Annotated in this window: 18 protein-coding genes and 1 pseudogene; 12 read left to right on the forward strand and 7 right to left on the reverse strand. The window is 68.8% G+C overall.

What is annotated here, in order from left to right; translation table 11 throughout:
* Positions 1-47: 47 nt before the first annotated feature.
* The 3 genes and pseudogenes from AB0J95_RS42225 (at position 48) to AB0J95_RS42235 (ending at position 3,991) form a co-directional block, all read left to right on the forward strand.
* A complete protein-coding gene (locus AB0J95_RS42225; protein WP_364770961.1) occupies positions 48-2,969 on the forward strand; it encodes an AAA family ATPase in 2,922 nt (973 codons plus the stop codon).
* A gap of 148 nt (positions 2,970-3,117) precedes the next feature.
* Positions 3,118-3,165 (forward strand): annotated as a pseudogene (locus AB0J95_RS42230) (hypothetical protein); the annotation flags it as partial.
* Between the two features lie 55 nt (positions 3,166-3,220).
* Complete coding sequence (locus AB0J95_RS42235; protein WP_364770963.1) at positions 3,221-3,991, forward strand: BTAD domain-containing putative transcriptional regulator; 771 nt, start codon at positions 3,221-3,223, stop codon at positions 3,989-3,991.
* A gap of 621 nt (positions 3,992-4,612) precedes the next feature.
* Here the strand turns inward: AB0J95_RS42235 and AB0J95_RS42240 are convergent.
* Positions 4,613-6,112 carry a helix-turn-helix domain-containing protein gene (locus AB0J95_RS42240; protein ID WP_364770965.1) on the reverse strand — a complete coding sequence of 500 codons (1,500 nt, stop codon included), beginning with the start codon at positions 6,110-6,112 and terminating at the stop codon, positions 4,613-4,615.
* 98 nt (positions 6,113-6,210) lie between these two features.
* Between AB0J95_RS42240 and AB0J95_RS42245 the strand changes: the two genes are divergently transcribed.
* The 8 genes from AB0J95_RS42245 to AB0J95_RS42280 all read left to right on the forward strand — a co-directional run bounded on the left by AB0J95_RS42245 (position 6,211) and on the right by AB0J95_RS42280 (position 15,323).
* Complete coding sequence (locus AB0J95_RS42245; protein ID WP_364770967.1) at positions 6,211-7,296, forward strand: DUF917 domain-containing protein; 1,086 nt, start codon at positions 6,211-6,213, stop codon at positions 7,294-7,296.
* Positions 7,293-8,723, forward strand: a complete 1,431-nt coding sequence (locus AB0J95_RS42250; protein ID WP_364770969.1) for a hypothetical protein — start codon at positions 7,293-7,295, stop codon at positions 8,721-8,723. Before AB0J95_RS42245 ends, AB0J95_RS42250 begins: the two co-directional genes overlap by 4 nt.
* Positions 8,720-10,063 (forward strand): cytosine permease, encoded by a 1,344-nt coding sequence (locus tag AB0J95_RS42255; RefSeq protein WP_364770971.1) that lies wholly within the window; start codon positions 8,720-8,722, stop codon positions 10,061-10,063. The genes AB0J95_RS42250 and AB0J95_RS42255 overlap by 4 nt, the downstream gene beginning before the upstream one ends.
* Positions 10,042-11,610, forward strand: coding sequence for a hydantoinase/oxoprolinase family protein (locus AB0J95_RS42260; protein WP_364770973.1), 1,569 nt, complete (start codon positions 10,042-10,044; stop codon positions 11,608-11,610). The genes AB0J95_RS42255 and AB0J95_RS42260 overlap by 22 nt, the downstream gene beginning before the upstream one ends.
* Positions 11,603-12,670 (forward strand): DUF917 domain-containing protein, encoded by a 1,068-nt coding sequence (locus AB0J95_RS42265; protein ID WP_364770975.1) that lies wholly within the window; start codon positions 11,603-11,605, stop codon positions 12,668-12,670. Before AB0J95_RS42260 ends, AB0J95_RS42265 begins: the two co-directional genes overlap by 8 nt.
* Positions 12,667-13,314 (forward strand): GGDEF domain-containing protein, encoded by a 648-nt coding sequence (locus tag AB0J95_RS42270; protein ID WP_364770977.1) that lies wholly within the window; start codon positions 12,667-12,669, stop codon positions 13,312-13,314. Before AB0J95_RS42265 ends, AB0J95_RS42270 begins: the two co-directional genes overlap by 4 nt.
* A gap of 183 nt (positions 13,315-13,497) precedes the next feature.
* On the forward strand, positions 13,498-14,127 hold the full coding sequence (locus AB0J95_RS42275) for a DUF4360 domain-containing protein (protein ID WP_364770979.1): 630 nt from the start codon (positions 13,498-13,500) through the stop codon (positions 14,125-14,127).
* Between the two features lie 146 nt (positions 14,128-14,273).
* Entirely contained in the window at positions 14,274-15,323 is a 1,050-nt protein-coding gene (locus AB0J95_RS42280; RefSeq protein WP_364771127.1) for an NAD(P)-binding domain-containing protein, read from the forward strand.
* 67 nt (positions 15,324-15,390) lie between these two features.
* Here AB0J95_RS42280 and AB0J95_RS42285 read toward each other — a convergent pair whose 3' ends face one another.
* The 5 genes from AB0J95_RS42285 to AB0J95_RS42305 form a co-directional block, all read right to left on the reverse strand.
* Complete coding sequence (locus tag AB0J95_RS42285; RefSeq protein WP_364770981.1) at positions 15,391-15,930, reverse strand: copper resistance CopC family protein; 540 nt, start codon at positions 15,928-15,930, stop codon at positions 15,391-15,393.
* Between the two features lie 15 nt (positions 15,931-15,945).
* Positions 15,946-17,238, reverse strand: coding sequence for a glutamate decarboxylase (locus AB0J95_RS42290; RefSeq protein ID WP_364771129.1), 1,293 nt, complete (start codon positions 17,236-17,238; stop codon positions 15,946-15,948).
* Between the two features lie 92 nt (positions 17,239-17,330).
* Positions 17,331-17,753 (reverse strand): GNAT family N-acetyltransferase, encoded by a 423-nt coding sequence (locus AB0J95_RS42295; RefSeq protein ID WP_364770983.1) that lies wholly within the window; start codon positions 17,751-17,753, stop codon positions 17,331-17,333.
* Positions 17,754-17,755: 2 nt separating this feature from the next.
* Positions 17,756-18,298, reverse strand: coding sequence for an NADAR family protein (locus tag AB0J95_RS42300; protein ID WP_364770985.1), 543 nt, complete (start codon positions 18,296-18,298; stop codon positions 17,756-17,758).
* Positions 18,295-18,831: an NADAR family protein gene (locus AB0J95_RS42305; RefSeq protein WP_364770987.1), complete on the reverse strand. Its 537-nt coding sequence runs from the start codon at positions 18,829-18,831 to the stop codon at positions 18,295-18,297. The genes AB0J95_RS42300 and AB0J95_RS42305 overlap by 4 nt, the downstream gene beginning before the upstream one ends.
* A 50-nt stretch (positions 18,832-18,881) precedes the next feature.
* Between AB0J95_RS42305 and AB0J95_RS42310 the strand changes: the two genes are divergently transcribed.
* Positions 18,882-19,652, forward strand: coding sequence for a helix-turn-helix transcriptional regulator (locus tag AB0J95_RS42310; RefSeq protein WP_364770989.1), 771 nt, complete (start codon positions 18,882-18,884; stop codon positions 19,650-19,652).
* Positions 19,653-19,656: 4 nt separating this feature from the next.
* Here AB0J95_RS42310 and AB0J95_RS42315 read toward each other — a convergent pair whose 3' ends face one another.
* Positions 19,657-20,739 carry an S-(hydroxymethyl)mycothiol dehydrogenase gene (locus tag AB0J95_RS42315; protein ID WP_364770991.1) on the reverse strand — a complete coding sequence of 361 codons (1,083 nt, stop codon included), beginning with the start codon at positions 20,737-20,739 and terminating at the stop codon, positions 19,657-19,659.
* Positions 20,740-20,891 lie beyond the last annotated feature (152 nt).

A 20,891-nucleotide genomic window follows, 5' to 3' on the forward strand; every position in this document is an offset into this window, starting at 1 on the left:
ACTGCCTGCTCTTCAACCAAACGGTGGATTATAGGTACTGTCCGGCCATGTGGTCCCGCTCCCCGCTCGTGATCGGCCGCGACCGTGAGGTGGCCGAGCTGACGAGGGCGATTGATGCCGCACGCGCTTCGCGCGGTGGCACAGTCTTCCTCGTCGGCGAGCCTGGGATCGGAAAGTCCCGGCTCGCCAGCGAGGCCGCCGGCATCGCCTTCAGCGCAGGTGTCCGGGTGCTGCGTGGGCGAGGCAGCACGATCGGACCGATCGTCCCGTTTCGCCCATTGACCGAGGCTCTGCTCGGGCTGTTCCGCAGCGGTAAGCCACCCGACGACCCCGCACTGGGGCCCTACCTGCCGATCCTTGGCCGGCTCATCCCGGATCTACAGCAGTCCGGCACGTCCGGCGGCGACTCCCTTATCGTGCTCGGCGAGGCGGTGTTGCGCCTGGTCGCTGTCGCCGGCCGGCCGGACGGCTGCCTGCTGGTGCTGGAGGACCTCCAGCATGCGGACGCCGAGACTCTCGCGATTGTGGAGTACCTGGTCGACAACGTGACGGATCTGCCGGTGCTGCTCCTGATCACCACTCGCAACGAGGCATGCGCGGCGCTCGACCTGGCACGGTCGGCCGCTCAGCGCCACGCCGCGACCACGATCCAGCTCAACCGGCTGTCCATGGACGACGTGACCAGGCTGGCCGCTTCCTGTCTGGAGGCGACCCCTGAGGACCTGCCCTCGGAGGTCGTGCGCCAGCTCGCCGAGGACAGCGCCGGCATCCCGTTCATCGTCGAGGAGCTGCTGCACCAGCTGATCAGCGACGGTGTCCTCACCCAGGGCGGCGGCAGCTGGCATGTCGTCGGCCAGTTGCGCGCCGGCGTGCCGGAGACGGTGACACGAGGTGTGGCCGACCGCGCCGAGCAGCTCGGGACACAGGCGAGCATGCTGCTGTCAGTCGCGGCCGTGCTCGGTGACCGGTTCCCGCTGTCCGTAGTGCGCCGCGTGACCGCCCTCGAAGAACGCGCCATGCTCTCGCACCTGAGAGCGGCGGTCGCCGCCCAGCTCGTGGCTCCAGATGAGGCGGCGGCCGACTGGTATGCGTTCCGGCATCCGTTGACGGCGGAAGCGCTCAGAAAGGCGCTGACGCCCGCCGACCGTGCCGACTACTCCAAACGTGCCGCCGTCGCTGTGCAGACTCTGCACCCCGGCCTGCCCGGCGAGTGGTGTCAACTGGTCGCGACTTTGTATGCGGACGCGGGCGAGACAGAGTCCGCAGCCAATTTGTACGCCGAGGCCGGCCGCCGGGCGCTGGATGACGGGGCCTCGGAGTCGTCGGTCAAGCTGCTCGACCGGGCCAACGAACTGCTGCAAGGTACCGAGAGCACCGAGACCAAGGTCGAGGTCCTGCAAACCTTGCTGTACGCGCTGGCCGAGGCCGGCGAGATCGAACGTGCTCGCACGCTGGTCGACACCCTTGACTCGATGGATGGCGTGACCCTGGCGGCGGTTCCCCGTGCGAAGATCCATTACCGGATGGCACAGGTGTACAACGTGGCCGGGCTGTGGACGGAGGGCATGCTGCAGGTCGAGGCGGCCAGAGCGGCCCTGGGACCGGATGCTGACCCTGAACACGTCGCGCCCATTGACGCCGTAGCGGCCAACCTCGTCTGGCAGGGCGGTGCCCAGAACCGGTCCGCGCAGGCCGAGGCACTCGCCAGACGCGCGATCGCCGCGGCTCAGCCCACGAACCTGGCGACTGTGCTGTGCGAGGCGTGGCAGCTTGTGGGCGACATCGCGCGTGAGCGGAGCATGGAGGAGTCGACGGCCTGCTTCGAACGCGCGCGGGCGTTGGCCGAGGAGCATCGGTTGCCGATCTGGCGCGTTTACGCGCTTGTGCTGCTCGCGGGGAACGACTGGCTGTCGACCGGGTCCATCGAGGGCATGCAGCGCACGATCGCGGAGGCCCAGCGAGTCGGCGCTGTCACGGTCGGCTACACGATTCGGGGCAACCTGGCCATCGACGCGGTCCTGCGCGGTGATTTCCTGTCGGCTCAGCAGATGATCGACGAAGGCAAGCACGACCTGATCCGGCTTCGGCTGCGCCCACAGATCCGCTACCTGCACATGGTTCAGGCGACGCTCGCGGCGCACATGGGCAGGCGCGCGGAGATGGAGAAGGCGCTCGGCGAGTTCGCCGAGTGGGAGGACGAAAACGCCCAGGAACTGCCCTTGACCCTGGGCTTTGCCCGCACCTTCTGCGCACTGCTCGAGGAGAACCGGGTCCTGGCCAGGGATGAACTGCTCAAGATGCTGGTGATCACCGAGGACGTGCCCACGAGCTATCACCTGGCCGGACGACATGGTCTGTACCTGTTGCTGTCGGTACTCGACGGTCATGCCGGCTGGGCCGAGTACCAGCGAACCGCATCGACGGTGCAGAGCGCGATGAGATGGAACCGCCAGTTCGTGGGTCTCGCCAGGGCTGTACTTCTTGGTCGCGACGGCCGGTGTGACGAGGCCGCGGCTGCGGCCCTCTCTGCCTACGAGGACTCCTCGGTGTATCCGATGGCGAGCCACCTCGGTCTGCGCCTGGTGGCGGAGGCCGCCGTCGCCGACAAATGGGGCGATCCGGTCACCTGGCTCAGACGTGCCGAGGAGTACTTCCATCAGCTGTCGGTGGTTCCGGTGGCAAGTGCCTGTCGTTCATTACTGCGGCACGCGGGTGCGCCGATCCGGCAGCGACGAGCGGGGACCGACGAGGTGCCGGACGGGCTGCGTGCCATCGGGGTGACCGTCCGCGAGCACGAAGTGCTCCAGTTGATGGTTGAGCGGTTGACGAACAAGGCGATCGCGAACCGGCTGCATATCTCGCCGAGAACGGTGGAGAAGCACGTGGCGAGCCTGATCCTCAAGGCCGAGGTGGCCGATCGGGTGGAGCTGAGCGAATTCGCTGCGTCGGCCTACGCTAACGGGCAGTAGGCTTCGTCCCCCGTGTGCTGACAAGCATCGGGGGTGCTGTGGAGTTCCGGGTTCTTGGTGCGCTCGAAGTGGTGGGCGGCGGGTTGCCGTTACGGCGAAGCGATCGCGGGCGTTGCTAGCGGTGCTTCTGGTGCGGGCCAATCGGGTTGTGCCGGTCGATGAGCTGGTTGAGGCGGTGTGGGGCGCGGCGGTTCCGGCGTATCCGAAGGCGGCGCTGCAGACGTGTGTGACACGGCTTCGTGCGGTGCTGGGTGGCTCCAGCGCTTGTCGAGCGCAGGCTGGCGACGTTGGAGCGGCTGTTCGACCTCGACCTGGCCGCGGGACGGTACGACGTACTGGAGTTACGTGCTCTGACGGTCAAATACCCTGTGCAGGAACGGTTCTGGGCACAACTGATGATCGCCTTGCATCGATCCGGCCGCCAAGCTGAGGCGTTCACGGCATATTCGGACATCCGGCGGAGACTCGTCGACGAACTGGGTGTGGAGCCGGGAACAGAGCTGCGGCGGGCACACAAGTCGGTCCTCGCCGGAGCTGAGGAGGAGACCGTGGGCTGGCCGGTGCATTGCCAGCTTCCGCTGGATGTCAACGACTTCACCGGCCGACACGACGAGCTCGCTGGTCTGCTGGATGCGGTGAACCATCGTCCTGTCGTCACAATCAGCGGCCCACCGGGGATCGGGAAGTCCGCCTTGGCGATCCACGCCGCCCACCGCCTCGCCGCGAACTATCCGGACGGGCAATGGTTCGTACGGCTGGCCGACGCGAGCCCGAACCGGCGTCCGGCCGCCGACCTGCTCGTGGAGCTGCTCAGAACCGCAGGGGTGGCACCGCAAGGGATTCCTGCGGACCTCGAACAACGTGCGGCCCTGCTGCGATCTCGCCTCGCTGAGCGGAAAGTGCTGCTCGTCCTGGACGATGCGGGAAGCGTGGACCAGGTCGCTCCGCTGCTGCCGGGACGCCGTGGCAGCACTGTGATCGTGACGAGTCGTTCGGACCTCGCTGGACTGTCCGTCCTCTAAGGCGGTCATCGTCTTGCCCTTGAACCTCTTACACCGCAACATGCCTATCGCCTGCTGGCCCGGATCATCGGCTCGAAGCGCTGCGCCGAAGCCGAAGAAGCGACATCCGAGCTGGCCGATCTGTGCGGACGGTTGCAGCTGGCGCTCCGGATCGCCGCGGCCAACCTGGCTGGCCGGCCCCGTCTGGGCATCGCCAGGTACACGGCCGATCTGCGGACCGGCGACCGTGTGCGGATGCTGGCCACGCGTGGCGAGCAGGGAGTCACGGTACGAGCGGCGTTCGACTCCTACGAAGTCCTCGGGGAGGTGGCTCTCAAGCTGGCGCGGGAGTGTGGGTTGCGGCGGCTGGAACAAGAAGTGTCTGCGCGCTTTGGAACAAGGCTGGTAGGGGGATTTTGGTGGAGTTCCGGGTGGCGGGTGGTTTCGGGTGCGGGGGTGGAATGAAAGTGGACTGAAAGTGGCGGTCGGTAGCGTTCTGTGGGCGGGTATAGGGATGGATGCCTGGGCCTTCGGCTCAGGGTGCCGTCAGGTGGGGTCGGCACTGGGCCGCGGGGGTGGGCGCTCATCTCGGTCACGCCAGGGCAGAATCCCCAAGGCCGGCTTTGGCGTGACCGGGGGCCCTCAGCGCATCAGCCAGGCGCGGCAGGCCAGTTGGAGGGCCAGGCGTTGCTCGGGGTCGTTGAGGTCCACACCCAGCTGACGAGTGATCTTGTTCAGGCGGTAGTGGACCGTCTGGCGGTGGACGCTCAGGACCTCGGCGGCGCGGGCGGGGGAGTTCTGGTGGTCGAGGTAGGCCTGGAGGGTCCGGATCGCTTCCTCCGCGGCGGCCGGCCCCAGCTCGACCAGGGGCTCCAGGAGATCGTCGACGGACGCCCGGGTGTTGTCGGAGGCGTACCACTCGACGAGCATTCTGTTGAGGCCCAGGGCGTCGATGGCGACCACGTCGCGTTGGGGGCGGGCTTGGCGGGTGACGGCCAGTGCCGCTTTGGCGTCGGTGGCGGAGGTGCGCAGACCCTCGGCCTGCCGGTGGACCGCGCCGATACCGCAACGGACCACGATGCCGGGGAAGCGTTTGCGCGCGGCGGCGAGGGCGGTGGTCGCGGCGATCTGGGCGGTCCGAGCGGAAGCCGGGCCAGGGTCGGCATCGACACTGTGAACAAGCAAAGGCTCGCCACCGATCCGCGTGCTGTGCCACAGCGAGTCCACTTCGGACCGAACCGCGTGCAGCATCGACACCGAGATCGCGTCGACCTGGTCCGCGGACACCGCGGTGGCCGCGTCCAAAGAGGACGAAAGCTCGAACCGCAACACCTGGTGCCACCCATCCACCGGCAGCCCAACGGTTCGCGCATGGGACACCAGCTGCACGCGTTCGGAGTCCGGCGCCAGCAACAACTCGCCCAGCAACCGCCCCCGGTCGGCCAGCGGCGCCAGCTCCGTCCGGCGCTCATCGGCGATCACCCGCGCATAGGCATCCGCGGTCAGCGTCGTCACAACCCGAGCCGCGACAACCCAGGAACCCCGGACATCCGACGGAACCTCAGCCGTCACAAAGGTGTCCACCGCCCCATCGACGATCACCGGCGCCGCGGGCTCGCCATGAGAAGGTTGACGGGCTGCAACCGGAGTCCCCAGGGCATCCGAAGCGGCGGACAGGATGGCCGAACGCCGGTCCTCGCCCCGCATCTCGGCCGCCGTGATCAACCGCCGGGCGGCGTCGACCCGGGCGAGCGCCGCGGTGGCGTCCCCGGCCAAAGCCTCGGCGACGGCCACGATCAACCGGGTCGAGTCCAGCGAAGCCGGCGCCAGCAGCAGCGAAATCCCGTTGCGGTCGGCGATCCGCACCGCGGTCGACTCCACCGAGTCGATGCCGTGCAACACGATCGCGCCGACCCCCGAGGCCGTCGCGTCCCGCATGGCGATGTCGAACAGATGCCCCCTGGCCTGCGCGGATGTCGACGGCAGCACCACCACGAAACTCTCCGAGGGCACCGATCGCAGGTCGGTCAGCTTGTCGATGACGCGCACCGAGCTCACCGTCCGGTCCGGCGCGGTGGTCAGCACGGTCAACGCGCCCAGGTCCGGCCCCGCGAGCAGGTCGCGCATCGGGACTTGGCTCACGGCCGACCTCCGGAGACTGTGCGGCAAGGATAGCGAGGGCATGGATTCTATGCGCCGAGGACAAATACTCAGAGTGGCTGTTTTACTACCATTCACTCGTGCGACTGACCGGGGGTTGCCTAGCCGAGTTCGCCAGCGGTTGCGACGTGCTCGCGGCCGGCGGCGGCGGGGAAGCGGCCGAGAAGGTACCGATGGCCCAGGTCGCGCTGGCCGCTCAAGGCCCGGTGGAGATCGTCGATCTCGCCGACCTGCCGCCGGAGGGCCTGGTCATGCCGTGTGCCTACCTGGGCTCACCGGCGGTATGGAGTGAGCGGATCGGCACCGGCCGGGAGGGGGTCGCGATCCGCCGTCAGGTGGAAACCCACTTCGGCCGCGAGGTCGTGGCGATGATGTGTACGGAGGTCGGCGGTTGCAACGGCCCCGCCTCAGTCGCGCTAGCCGCCTACGCCGGCCTGCCGCTGGCCGACGCGGACGGGATGGGGCGTGCGTTCCCCGGCATCGAACAGGTCGCTATGCAGGTCGCGGGCGTGCAACCAGGGCCTTCGGTGCTCGCCGACGACCATGACCACGTCGTGCTCGTCCAGGCCGACACCGGTGACTGGCTGGAACGCCTGGCCCGCAGCGCGGTGAAGGCCTTCGGCGACACCGGTGTCAGCACCGAGTACGTGATGACCGTCGAACAGGCCCGCCGCAGCGTGGTCATCGGCTCGATCAGCCGGGCGCTGCGGATCGGCCGGCTGCTCAAGGACTGTGGCTGCGCGCCAACGAAGACCGCCGTGATCCGGCTCGCCGAGGAGTTCGGCGGGGTCTGCCTGATGGAGGGCAAGGTCAGCTCGGTCACCGCCATGCAGGGCAGACCCGCCTTCGCGGCCAACCTGCGCAGCAGCATCCTGCTGGACGGGATCAACGGCGACAGCGGCCGCTGCCTGCGGGTCGAGGCCAGTCACGAGTTCCTCGCGGTGCTGGAGGACGGCGAGGTCCGGGCCACCACGCCGGACATCATCACCCTGTTCGACGTCTACAGCGGCGGCACGGTCGCCACGGATTCGTTGCGCTACGGGCAACGCGTGGTCGTGCTCGCGCTGCCCTGCCCGGAGCTGTGGCTGCAGCCCGCCGGGCTCGAGCTCGTCGGTCCCCGGGCGTTCGGCCTCGACCTCGACTATCACCCATTGGTGGCACGATGACCTACCGGATGGGGGTAGCGCTGGGGTCGTACCGTGCCTCCGGCGCGGTCCTCAACGCCGACGGACGCGTTCTCGCGTCCATCGACCGCGAGTTCCTCTCGGTCGAGGAGCTCGGCGAGGTCATGCGCGCCACGCTGGTGGCCTCCGGCGTCGATCCCGGCGAGATCGGGCACATCATGTTCGCCCTCACCGACTCCCGCGCGCTGGACGAACTGCCTGCTGAGGCGGGGTACTGGCGCGGCTGGCCCGGTCGTCTCGCGCGGGTGGCCGCGGTCCGGCTCGGCGCGGCGACGACTTCCGTTCCGCCGCTTGCCCTCTGGCCGGTGGAGATGCGCAAACGGGTCGCGGTCGCGTCCACGTGCCTGTCGGGCGGCGCGATGCTGGACGGTGGCGACTACGAACCCCTGGACATAGAAGGACTGCTGGCATTCGCGCGCAAGATCGCGGGGACCGTTGGCGCGGTCGCGATCACCGGGGTCTTCTCGTCGGTGACGCCCCGGCACGAGCTCGCGGCCGCGGACGTGCTCAGGGAGGAACTTGGCTCTGCCACGGCGATCCTGCTGTCCCACGAGTTCGGCGGACTCGGCTTGGTGGAACGGGAGAACGCCACCGTCCTGCAGGCGGCGTTGACGGTCCCGGCCGCCGAAGAGGCCGGCATGCTGCTGACCGCCGTGACCCACTTGGGAATGCCGAACGCCGAGGTGTTCCTCGCCCGCGGCGACGGCACGATCGCGACCCTCGACAACGCTGTCACCCATCCGCTGTCGATCCTGGGCGGGATGGACGCCACGGCGGCGATGGGTGCCGCTTCCCTTGCGGGCGTTCAGGATGCGCTCGTCGTGCTGACCACTCCGGACGGTGCCGCGCGCGCGGTGTGCTCGCTCACCGGTGGGCGGCCGCGAATGACCGTGGGACACACCAAGGTCGCCGGTGTGCCGACCGGATTGAGCGTGCCCGCAGTGGTTCCCGTGTACGAGTCCCTTGAGGAAGCTCTCGACCGGGCCAAGGACGCACCCGGCGACCTGCCGTTGATCGTGTCCGGGCCGGGCGCCAAGGCGTTCGCGAAGTCGTTGCCGCGCAAGCCGAACGGCGTGCTCGACGTGGTGTGCCCGCCAGACACGGAGGCGGCTGCCGCTGTGGGCGCGGCAGCGGCGCCCGTGTCCGGTGAGGCCCGCCGGATCGTGCCGCTGGGCAGCCCGCACCTGGACGAGATCCGCGCCGCCGTGCGGGAGGCCGCCCGCGCCTCGGCGATGCGCGCGGGCGCCGACCCGGCAGGCGTCGAAGTGATCTCCGTGGACGAGAAACCGCTGGCGTACCTGTCCGAACCGACCGTTGTGCTGCGGGTGCGGGCCGCCGGGCCGCCCCGGGTCGGCTGGCTGTCCGGGCGGACCAGGTTCGCCGCTTCCGTGCGAGAGGAGCGACAGTGATCACCCCGGCCGAGGACTATGCCCTGCAGCGGGTGCCCAAGGAGGCCCGGTACGGCTGGTGGAGTGTCGCCCTGCAACAGTTCGGCCAGCTGTCCGACCTGATCACCTTCACCACCGGCGTGTTGCTGGGCACCGGACTGTCGTTCTGGGGCGCGTTCTGGGCGCTCACCCTCGGCTCGGTCGTGCTGGAACTGGTGGCGGTGTTCGTGGGTATCGCCGGTGTCCGGGAAGGACTGTCCTCTTCGGTCCTCGCGCGCTGGACCGGGTTCGGCCGGTACGGCTCGGCCTTGATGGGCCTGATCATCTCGGTGAGCCTGGTCGGCTGGTTCGGCATCCAGAACGGGTTCTTCGCCGAGGGCATGCACACCCTGGCGCCGTGGGCACCGGCCTGGATGTGGTCCGTGGTCACGGGTCTGGTCGTCACGCTGCTGGTGGTCTACGGGTTCCGGTCCATGCGATGGATCGCTTTCGTTGCCGTACCGGCGTTCCAGGTGGTGATCGCGTACTCGGTGATCACCCAGCTGACCGGAGTGGACTTCGGCGCGCTGTTCTCGTCCGGGCCGCTGGGCGAGCCGATGACCATCGCCGCCGGGGCAACCCTGGTCGCCGGGTCCTACATGGCGGGCGCGGTGATCGTGCCGGACATGACCCGGTTCAACCGGTCGCCCAGGGACGTCATCAAGCAGAGTGTCGTGTCGATCACGTTGGGGCAGTACGTGATGGGCCTGATCGGCGTGCTGCTCGCATACGCCATCAAGGGTGACGACCCGGTCTCCATCCTCGCCACGACTGCGGGCGTCGTTGGTGTGGTCACGCTCGTCGCCGCGGTCATGAAGATCAACGACTGGAATCTGTACAGCTCCTCGCTGGGCATCGTGAACTCGATCGCCACGCTGACCGGCGTCCGGGTCGGCCGGGTGCCCGCCACGCTGGTCATCGGCGTGCTCGGCACCGCGCTGTCGGCGGCCGGGATTCTGGACAGGTTCGCCGACTTCCTGCTCGTGCTCGGCGTTTCCCTACCCCCGGTCGCGGGCATCATCGTCGCGGAGTATTACTTGGTGCGTCGCTGGCGCGGTCAGCTCGACTCCTCCCGGGAACGAGGCGAGCTACCTCGAACCGAGCCCGAGCTGGTGCCGGCGACCCTCGCGATCTGGGCCGTGTCCGCCGTCTTCGGGTGGTGGAGCGAGCAGGCCGCGCTGGGCATCGGCTCGCTCAACTCGTTGGTGCTGGCCGGACTGCTCTACTTACTCCTCGGGAAACTCGGGTTGGTCAGGGAAACACGTGAAGTCCCGGTGGCGGCGGGAAAGGAGGACCCGGAGTGCGAATCGGCATCGACGTAGGCGGCACGAACACCGACGCGGTCCTGCTGTCCGCCGCGAACCGCCTGCTCGCCTCGGTCAAGACACCGACCACGCCGGACGTCACCGACGGCGTGGCCTGGGCCGTCAACGACCTGCTCGCCGCCGCTGCCGCCGCCGGCGCGATAGAACGGATCGACGACCTGCAGGCGGTGATGATCGGGACCACGCACTTCACCAACGCCATCGTCGAACGGCGAGGTCTCACGCCCACCGCCGTGGTCCGGCTGGCCCTGCCCGCGACCGCCGCGCTGCCGCCGCTGGTGGGCTGGCCCAAGCAGCTGCGAGAAGCCGTTGGCACGCAGCACTATCTTGTGCACGGCGGGTACGAGTACGACGGCAGCGAACTGGCCACAATGGACCCGGACGAGCTCAAACGGGTCGCCGCGGACGTGGCCGGGCGTGGCCTGCGGTCCGTCGCCGTCACCTCGGTGTTCGCACCTGTGAACAGCGAGATGGAGCTGCGGGCGGCTGAGATTCTGCGCGCCGAGGTTCCGGATCTGGCTGTCTCCTGCTCGCACGAGTTCGGCCGGATCGGCTTGCTGGAACGCGAGAACGCGACCGTCCTGAACGCGGCCCTGGTCGATCTGGCCGGCCGGATTGTGGACGGTCTGACCGCGGCCCTCCGGAATGCCGGGATCAGGGCTCCGTTGTTGTTGAGCCAGAACGACGGAACCGTGATGGACGTGGAGTACGCCCGCCGGTTCCCGGTGGCGACCTTCGCTTCCGGGCCGACGAACTCCATGCGGGGCGCGGCTTTCCTGGCCGGGCTCGACGAATGCGCGGTGGTGGACGTCGGCGGGACGACCGCCGACATCGGGATCGTGACCGGCGGGTTCCCCCGGGAGGCGGGCGCGGTCACCGAACTGGCCGGCGTGCGCACGAACTTCCGCATGCCGGACCTGTTGTCGCTCGGCATCGGTGGCGGGACCCGGGTGCGCGGCAACGACTTCGGCCCGGACAGCGTCGGCTACGAGCTGACCGAGCGCTCGCTCGTCTTCGGTGGCACCGAGCTCACCCTGACCGACCTGGCGGTCCGCGCCGGGATGATCGACCTCGGTGACCCGGACCTGGTGGCGCACCTGGAGTCCGTGCGGGTGGCCGGGGTGCTGGCGGCGGTGGCCGAACGGATCGCCGAAGCGGTGGACCGGATGCGCACCTCGTCGGCGCCGCTGCCGGTGGTCGTCGTGGGCGGTGGCAGCATGCTCGTTCCCGAGGCGCTCACCGGCCTCGAGGACATTCGCAGACCGGAGCACTACGCGGTGGCCAACGCGGTCGGGGCGGCCATCGCCGAAGTGGGCGGCGAGGTCGACCGGGTGTTCCAGGTGGACAGTGGCACCCGGGACCGGATCCTGGCCGAGGTCAAGCAGGAAGCCGTTGCGCGCGCCGAGAACGCGGGCGCGAAGGCGGGCACGGTCCGGGTGGTGGACGTGGAGGAGGTCCCGCTCGCGTACCTGCCCGGTGGCGCCACGCGGATCCGGGTCAAGGCGGTCGGCCGGCTGGACGTCACGAGGATGGTCCATGCGTGAGCTGATCCTGTCCGATGTGGACGATATCGCCCGCGGTGCCGCGATCCTCGGCGCGGGCGGTGGCGGTGACCCGTACACCGGGCGGTTGCTGGCCGAGGCTGCCATCGAGCAGCACGGCCCAGTGTCCGTTGTGGACATTGTCGAGGTCACGCCGGACGCCGTGGTGGTCCCGGTCTCGTTCATGGGTGCGCCCACGGTCAGCACGGAGAAGCTGCCGTCCGGCCAGGAAGCGATCGTTGCCCTGCGGACGCTGGAGAACGTGGCTGGTCTCAAGGCGACCCACCTGGTGCCGATCGAGATCGGCGGGATGAACTCGGTGATCCCGGTCGCCGCGGCCGCCGAGACCGGCCTGCCGCTGGTCGACGGCGACGCGATGGGCCGGGCGTTCCCCGAGGCGCACATGGTGCTGCCGACGCTGATCGGGGTGAGCTGCACGCCGATGGTCATCGTGGACGACAAGGGCAACAGCATGGTGCTGGACACCGTGACCAACCAGTGGGCCGAACGGATCGCCCGTGCGGTCTGCGCCGAGGCGGGCTGCTCGGTGTTCACTGTGGACACTGTGCTGCGCGGGGACCAGCTGGCGGACGGGCTGGTGCCGGGCACGCTGGGCCTGGCCCAGCGGCTGGGTGAAACCGTTCGTGTGTCGATGGATCCGGTCCAGAGCGTCGTGGACACGCTCGGCGGCCGGGTGCTGATCACCGGGAAGGTGGCGGATGTGGACCGCCGCACGAGCGGTGGTTTCGTCCGGGGGGAGGCCCGGATCGAGGGGACCGGCGAGGACCGTGGATCGGTGCTTCGCCTGTCGTTCCAGAACGAACACCTGCTCGCCGAGCGCGACGGCGAGCTGCTCACCAGCACGCCGGACCTGATCTGCGTGCTGGACAACGAGACCGGCGAGCCGGTCACCACCGAGGGGATGCGTTACGGCAACCGGGTCGCCGTTCTGGGCGTTCCGTGCGACCGGCGCTGGAGGACACCAGAAGGGCTGCGGCTCACCGGGCCGCGCGCCTTCGGCTATGACCACGACTACGTGTCAATCACTGGGGGCACGAAATGACCACCGCACGGAGTATCACAGGAGATCCCACCGCACCGCTGATTCCCTTGCCCAGCCACATTCACGACCATGAGCTGTGCACCTCCTGCGGGCAGCCGCTGGGCTACTGGGCCATCGATCGGCTCACCGGCGTGCTGGACCGCTGGGGCTGGGACACCTACGCGCCAGAGGCCTTGCGGGAGGCCCATGAGCGCCGTCAGCCGCTCGCGCTGCTCCTGCTGGACCTGGACCATTTCAAGCACGTCAACGACCGCTACGGGCACGTGGCCGGCGACATGGTGCTGCACGCCGTCGCCGAGGTGCTGCGCGCGTCCGTGCGTGACGAGGACATCGTCGGCCGGTATGGGGGACACGGCGGCGACGAGTTCCTGGTACTGCTGCCGACCACGAACCGCGACCGGGCCATGGCGGTGGCCGAGCGCGTGCTGGACGGCGTGAGCGACCTGGAAGTCGGTGTGCCCGATGTGGACCGCGGCACCCGCACGACGCTGACCGGGCTGACCGTGTCGATCGGGGTGGCTTTGTACGTCCCGGCCAGAGGAATAGATCCGGTCATGGAAGAATTGGTCCTCGAGGCCGACGCCGCCCTGCTGGTGGCGAAGCGGGAAGGCCGGGACACGGTCCGGATCGGGCGCCCGCGCTGAATTCCGGGTAAGCGCCGGACGGATAATGGGCTGATCGGCCATCCTATGATCCGTTACCAGTTCACGCCGGGGACTGCTGAGTTCTTACTCCGTTCAGCGGGGTGATGCGGAGTTATTTCCGCGATACCGTGAGTCGCCGCCGCGAGTCGCGTGTGACGCATTTGGAGGTCCCCCGTGCTCCATATGTTCGCTGCTGTCGGCGTCGCTTTATCGCTCGTCGGACAGCCGGTTCATACTGCCCAGTGGCCGTCAAACCCGCCACCGGACAAAATCATCATCGATGTGGCCACCGTGAATGGCTCCGGGTGCAAACCCGGGACCGCCGCGGTAGCCGTGTCGGACGACAACACCGCCTTCACCGTGACCTACAGCGAGTTCCTCGCGCAAGTCGGTGTGGGCGCGGGCCCGCTGGACTGGCGCAAGAACTGCCAGATCAGCCTCAAGGTGCACGTCCCACAGGGCTTCACCTATGCGATCGCCCAGGCGGACTACCGTGGATTCGCCCATCTCGAGCGCGGCGCGACGGCGCTCGAGCGAGCGAACTACTATTTCCAGGGTATGTCGCCGACGGCGTTCGTCGAACACCCCTTCAAGGGCCCGCTCTCCGATGACTGGCAAAAGACGGACTCGACCGATGTAGCTGCCCTGGTTTGGCACCCCTGCGGTGAGTTGAGAAACTTCAACATCAACGCCGAGCTGCGCGCGGCTGTGGGCACATCCGATCCGAAGAAAACGACGAGTTTCATCGCGATGGACTCGACGGACGGGAGTATCACCACGACCTATCACTTCGCTTGGAAGACCTGCCCCTAGCTGAAAACTAAAGCGACTCGCGGCGTACCCTGACCGGCGAAGGTGGCCTTGCTCCCGGCTGTCCAATAAAGGCCACCTTCGCTGAGGTGATGAACGGCTCAGCCGTCGCGGGGAATTCGCACGCCCCGGAAAAGGTTGTCCTGGCCATGCGCGACACGGACGTGGTGGTCATCGGAGCCGGTCAGGCCGGCCTTTCCAGTGCGTACTACCTGCGTTACTACGGCTTCACCGACTTCGTCGTGCTCGACGGCGCCCCCGGACCCGGTGGCGCCTGGCAGAACCGCTGGCGCTCGATGCGCCTTGACCGGGTACACGGCATCTATCCGCTGCCGGGGTTCCCGCCGATCGTCGCGGATGCCCGCCGTCCGGCCGCGGAGGTCGTGCCCGAGTACTACGCCGCCTACGAGAAACGTTATGAGCTGCCCATTCTGCGGCCGGTCCACGTGTCCGCGGTCAGCTCTTCGGGGGACCGGCTGATCGTCGGCAGCGATGCCGGCACGTGGGCCGCCCGCGCCGTCATCAGCGCGACCGGCACCTGGACCCGCCCGTTCTGGCCGTACTACCCGGGAATGGGCACGTTCCGCGGCCGCCAGCTGCACACCGCGGACTACACCTCGGCCGAGGAGTTCCGCGGCAGGCACGTGATCGTGGTCGGCGGCGGCACGTCCGCGGTCGAGCAGCTCATCGAGATATCGAAGGTCGCCGCCGAGACGACATGGATGACCCGACGTCCGGTGGTCATCCGGGATGATCCCTTCTCCCCGGACATCGGGCGGGACGCGGTCGCCTCGGTGGACGAGCGCGTCCGCAACGGCCTGCCGCCCAAGAGTGTGGTGAGCGCGACCGGGCTGTGGGTGTTGCCCGAGAACCGGCCGCTGCTGGCCGCCATCCCGTGGAAGCCGGTGTTCCAGTCGGTCGAACCGGAGGGTGTGCGGTGGCGCGACGGGACCTTCCAGGCCGCCGACACCATCCTGTGGGCGACCGGGTTCCGCGCGGCCATCGATCACCTTGCGCCCCTTGGCCTGCGCGCGCCCGGCGGCGGGATCGTCATGGACGGCACCAGGGTCGTCGCCGAGCCTCGGCTGCACCTGGTCGGCTACGGGCCGTCGGCCAGCACGGTCGGCGCGAACCGTGCTGGCCGAACTGCGGTCCGCGAGATTCGGGCGCTGCTAGGCTCTCGCGAACTCGTCCACTAGCGGGAGCAGACACCCGCGGGGATCTCGAGTGTATGGACCGATCAGCGGCACACCTGGTCGCTCTTGGTCATAAGTCGGACTTATCGGTGCGCCGAAGCCAGAGCGCCACGAACACGACCCCACCGACGATCACCACACCCATGATCCAGATCCACAGTGGAACACCGCCGCCGTCCGCCGGTGCTGCGGGAACCGCTTGCGGCGCAACGGGTGTGTCGGCGTTGCCAGGTGGTTTGGGCTGCCCGAACGGTGCCATCAGGTTGAACGCCAGCTGACCCACGATCAGGTGACCGTCCGAACCGGTCACCCGGTACTGCACGGTGTACTGGCCGGCCGGGCCGTACTCCGGGTCGCACGGCACGGTCAGCACCTTGTTGTCCATGGTGGGCCGGCCCATCGACCACTCGGTCCCGTTCGGGTCGGTGACCGTGACCGTCGGCGGCTTGGACAACGCGTCGTCGAACGTCAGCTGGATCGACTGCGGCGGGGCCTGCAACGCCGCGCCCTGCTCGGGGTTGCTCGACGTCAGCCGCACGTGCGCCGACGCGGGCGCGGCCGAGACCACGAGCAGGGTCACGACGGCGAGCAGGATCCGCCAAAGGTTCATACCACGCATTGTGGACTAGGCTCCGTGCGCGAAAGAAGCCGCAGCAGGCCCGGTCCTTGGGCGATCCTGCTTGGCCAGCACGTGCAGGACGCGCTTGAGGTTGTCCAGCATGAGGTCGGCCAGGTCCTCGCTGAACCCGTTGCGCACCACGATCCGCAGCACCGAGAGGTCCGTCCGGTTGGCGGGGAACGTGTACGCGGGCACGAGCCAGCCCTTGGCGCGCATGGCCGCCGACACGTCGAACACCGAGAACGGCTGGTCCTCCTTGACCGTGAAGGCGAACACGGGCAGCTGATCGCCCCTGGTGAGCAGGCGGAACGGGCCCAACGCCTCGATCTCGCCGGCCAGGCGGGTGGCCACATCCCGGCAAGCCTGCTGGACGCGCCGGTAGCCGTCGAAGCCCAGGCGCAGGAAGTTGTAGTACTGCGTGGCGACCTGTGAACCCGGGCGGGAGAAGTTCAGCGCGAAGGTGGGCATCTCGCCGCCGAGGTAGTTCACCCGGAAGACCAGGTCCTCGGGCAGGGCTTCGCGGTCCCGCCAGACCACCCAGCCGACACCCGGGTACACCAGGCCGTACTTGTGGCCGGAGGTGTTGATCGACGCCACCCGCGGCAGCCGGAAGTCCCACTCCAGGTCCGGGTCGCAGAACGGCGCGATCATCGCCCCGGACGCGCCGTCCACGTGCACCGGGATGTCCAGGCCGGTGCGGGCCCGCAGGTCGTCCAGGGCCGCGCAGATCTCCGCGACCGGCTCGTACGAACCGTCGAAAGTGGACCCGAGCACCGCGACCACGCCGATGGTGTTCTCGTCGCAGTGCGCGACGGCCTGCTCGGCGGACAGGTGGAACTCCTCGCCGTCCATCGGCACCAGCCGCGGCTCGACGTCCCAGTAGTTGGCGAACTTGTCCCAGCAGACCTGCACGTTCGCGCCCATCACGATGTTCGGCGTGCCCTTGCCACCCCGGTGTTTCCAGCGTCGTTTGAGCGCGAGGCCGGCCAGCATGCAGGCCTCGCTCGATCCGGTCGTCGAACAGCCGGGCGCGTCCGTGGAGGCGTGCCACAGCGTGGCGAGCATCCGCACGCAGCGCGCCTCCAGGTCGGCGGTGCGCGGGTACTCGTCCTTGTCGATCATGTTCTTGTCGAAGCACTCGGCCATCAGCCGGTCGGCCTGCGGCTCCATCCACGTGGTCACGAACGTCGCCAGGTTCAGCCGCGCGTTCCCGTCGAGCATCAGCTCGTCGTGCACGATCTGGTACGCCAGCTCCGGGTCGAGCCCCACGGCCGGCAGTTCGTTGCGCGGGATGTGCATCGGAACCCTGGTGTACAACGGGTTCACCGAGACTTCGTCCCCGCCCGGTTCACGGCGGGAAGGATGCGACAGCGCCATGAACCCAAACTAGTTCACCCCGGCAGCTCCTTGGTCATCCAGAACCGGGTTGCACCCGGTGGGGTGGATGGGATCTCGCCGAACACGCGCCAGCCCAGCCTCGCGTAGAAATCGGGCGCATGGAACGCGGCGGTGAAAAGCACCGCATTCCGGCACCCCCGGCGGACCGCCTCGGATTCGGCCTCCTGCAACACTTTCCGGCCCAGCCCGGTGCCGCGCAGGGCGGCGGGCAGGTGCACGGTGTCCACGAACAACACGCCCAGCGATGTGCGCCCGACCAGGCCACCGACCGCTTCGCCGGTGTCCGGGTCGCGCACCAGCACGGCCAGCGGCATGCGCTCCCACCGGTCGTACGTGTCCGCGTTGTACTGCATCAGCCCGGCGTTGACCACCTCGACGTCCTCAGGCGACGGGTCGTGCGTGACGACGATCTGCATGCTCACTCTCCCAGTTGGTCACGAGCGGCCATCAGCGCGAAACCGTGGATGTTCTCGCCGCGCCACCGCGACGGCACAACAGCGTCCGGTTTCCCCGCGGACAGGCCGATCCCGCCCAGCTTGTCCCGCGCGTTCGCCTCCACCAGCACGCAGCCCATGGTGGACACCAGGTACTTGCACAGGTAGTTGCGCGAGCCGAACTTGGCCAGGTTTCCGCGCACGGCGGTCTCCGGCAAGTACTCCCTCCAGACCAGCCAGTCGAACCCCCGGATCTGCCGCTCGAGCTGCTTGATCACCCGCGGCCTGCGCTCGGCCAGGATCCGGCTGCGGGTCGCCCAGTCGCCGAACAGCCGGGCCTTCTCCGCGGCCACGAACTGAGTCACGTGCCCGTACCGCTCGCCCTCGAACTCGAACGGCGCCAGGAACCGCTGGCTGAACGCCGCCTGGCCCGGTCTGCCCCAGTGCGGGGTGACCGGGCTCCAGTAGAGCACCAGCCGCGGGTGTTCGCCCTGGTCGAACCGGTCGATCAGGTCCTGCCGGTTCACAACGCCGCCCTCGCGTCCATCAGCGCGAAGCCGAGCAGGTTCCGGCCGCGCCACTGGGCCGGGTCCTGGGCCCGCGGGTTGTCCTGGCCCAGCCCGATGCCCCAGATCACGTCCCGCGGCGCCGCCTCGACCAGCACCTTGTCGCCGGTGGCCAGCAGGAACTCGCGCAGCCCGGGATGCTGGCCGAACTTCGCGGTGTTGCCCCGCACCACGATGTCGTACCGCTCGGCCTCCCACTTGCCCTGGTCGAAGTCGCGCACGGCCCGGCCCAGCCGCTTCGCGTCCATCGGGTCCTCGGCCGCCAGGATCCGCTCCCGCATCGTGGTGTCGCCGAACATGCGGGCCTTCTCCGCCATCATGTAGCCCTCGGCGTGCCGGTAGCGGTCACCGTCCACAGTGAACTCGACCGGGAACCACTGGCTGAGCACCCACTTGCCCACGGCGTGCCCGGGCGCCGGCGTGTGCCCCCAGAAGAACAGGAACTCGGGGGTCGCTCCGGCGGCCATCCGGTCGATCAGCTGCTGACGGTCCATGACGTGCAAGGTAATGGTCCCCACCGACAATCCTCGCGTAGTTTTCGATCGTGACCACCACCAAGCAACGACCCGTCGGCGAGATGCTGAGGCAATGGCGGGAGCGGCGCCGGCTCAGCCAGCTCGACCTGGCCATCCAGGCGGACATCTCCACCCGGCACCTGAGCTTCGTGGAGACCGGCCGGTCGGCCCCGAGCCGCGAAATGGTGCTGCACCTGGCCGATGAGCTGGACGTTCCGCTGCGCGACCGCAACCGGCTGCTGCTCGCGGCCGGGTTCGCGCCGGTCTACGGCGAGCGTGACCTCCAAGCGCCCGAGATGGCCCCGGTGAAGGCCGCCGTCCGACAGGTTCTCGCAGGTCACGAGCCCTATCCGGCGGGCGTCGTCGACCGCCGGTGGAACCTCGTCGACGCGAACAAGCCGATGCTGATGTTCACTGAGGGCGTACCCGCGTCGCTGCTGGACCCGCTGAACGTGCTCCGGGTGAGCCTGCACCCCGACGGGCTGGCGTCGCGGATCGTCAACCTAGGGGAGTGGCGGGCGCACCTGCTCGGCCGGTTGCGCCGGGAGATCGCCGTGACCGCGGACGCCGACCTGATCTCGTTGAACGATGAGCTTTCCGAGTACCCGTGCCCGGACAGGGCGCCCGATCTCGACAACGAGGTCGCGGTGCCGTTGCGGATCCGGCACCGCGACCTCGAGCTGTCATTCATCAGCGCGGTCGCGACCTTCGGCACGCCCGCGGACATCACCGTGGACGAGCTGTCGATCGAGCTGTTCTTCCCGGCCGACGCCGTGACGGCGGAGTTCCTCAGAAAATGACTGGTCAGAAAATGACGACGCTTCGGAGCACGTCGCCCTGGTGCATCTTGTGGAACGCCTCCTCGACGCCGTCCAGCGGGATCTCCTCGGTGACGAACGCGTCCAGGTCCAGCCGTCCCTGCTGGTAGAGATCGACAAGGAGCGGGAAGTCGCGGGACGGCAGGCAGTCGCCGTACCAGCTGGACTTCAGCGAACCGCCGCGGCTGAAGAAGTCGATCAGCGGCATCTCCAGCCGCATGTCCGGCGTCGGCACGCCCACCAGAACGACGGTCCCGGCCAGGTCACGGGCGTAGAACGCCTGCGTCCACGTCTCCGGCCGGCCCACCGCGTCGATCACGACATCCGCGCCGAACCCGTCAGTAAGGTCCTGGATCGCGGTGACCACGTCGACCTCACGGGCGTTGACCGTGTGCGTGGCCCCGAACCCCTTGGCCCACTCCAGCTTGCGCGGGTCCACGTCCACCGCGATGACCTTCGCCGCGTTCGCGATCCTTGCCCCCGCAATGGCCCCGTTGCCCACCCCACCACAGCCGATCACGGCCACCGAGTCGCCCAGCCCCACGTTCCCGGTGTTGATCGCGGCCCCGATCCCCGCCATCACGCCACACCCGAGCAGCCCCACCGCCGCGGGCCGGGCCGACGGGTCGACCTTTGTGCACTGTCCCGAGTGGACCAGCGTCTTCTCCGCGAACGCGCCGATCCCCAGGGCCGGGGACAGCTCGGTGCCGTCGGTGAGCGTCATCTTCTTCGAGGCGTTGTGCGTGTTGAAGCAGTACCAAGGCTTCCCGCGACGGCACGCCCGGCACGCACCACACACCGCGCGCCAGTTCAGCACCACGAAGTCCCCCGGTTCCAGGTCGGTCACACCCTCCCCGACCTGTTCCACGATCCCCGCCGCCTCGTGCCCGAGCAGGAACGGGTAGTCGTCGTTGATGCCACCCTCGCGGTAGTGCAGATCCGTGTGGCACACCCCGCAGGCCAGCACCTTCACCACCGCATCCCCGGGCCCGGGATCCGGCACGACGATCGTCGTCAGCTCGACCGGCTCACCCTTGCTCCGCGAGATGACACCCCGGACCTCAGCCACATCTGCCTCCACACTCGCCTCGTTGCGTCCGATCACCGAGTAGACATGGTTCCCCGCCCCCTGTCGAGACCAGAACGCACCCCAACCGGGCGACGCCGTCAAAACCCGTTGCGCATCAGGGAACCCACCCACCACAGCCTGCCTGGCGGGCC

This window comes from Actinocrispum sp. NPDC049592, from assembly GCF_040675465.1.
In the GTDB taxonomy this organism is placed as follows: domain Bacteria; phylum Actinomycetota; class Actinomycetes; order Mycobacteriales; family Pseudonocardiaceae; genus Kibdelosporangium.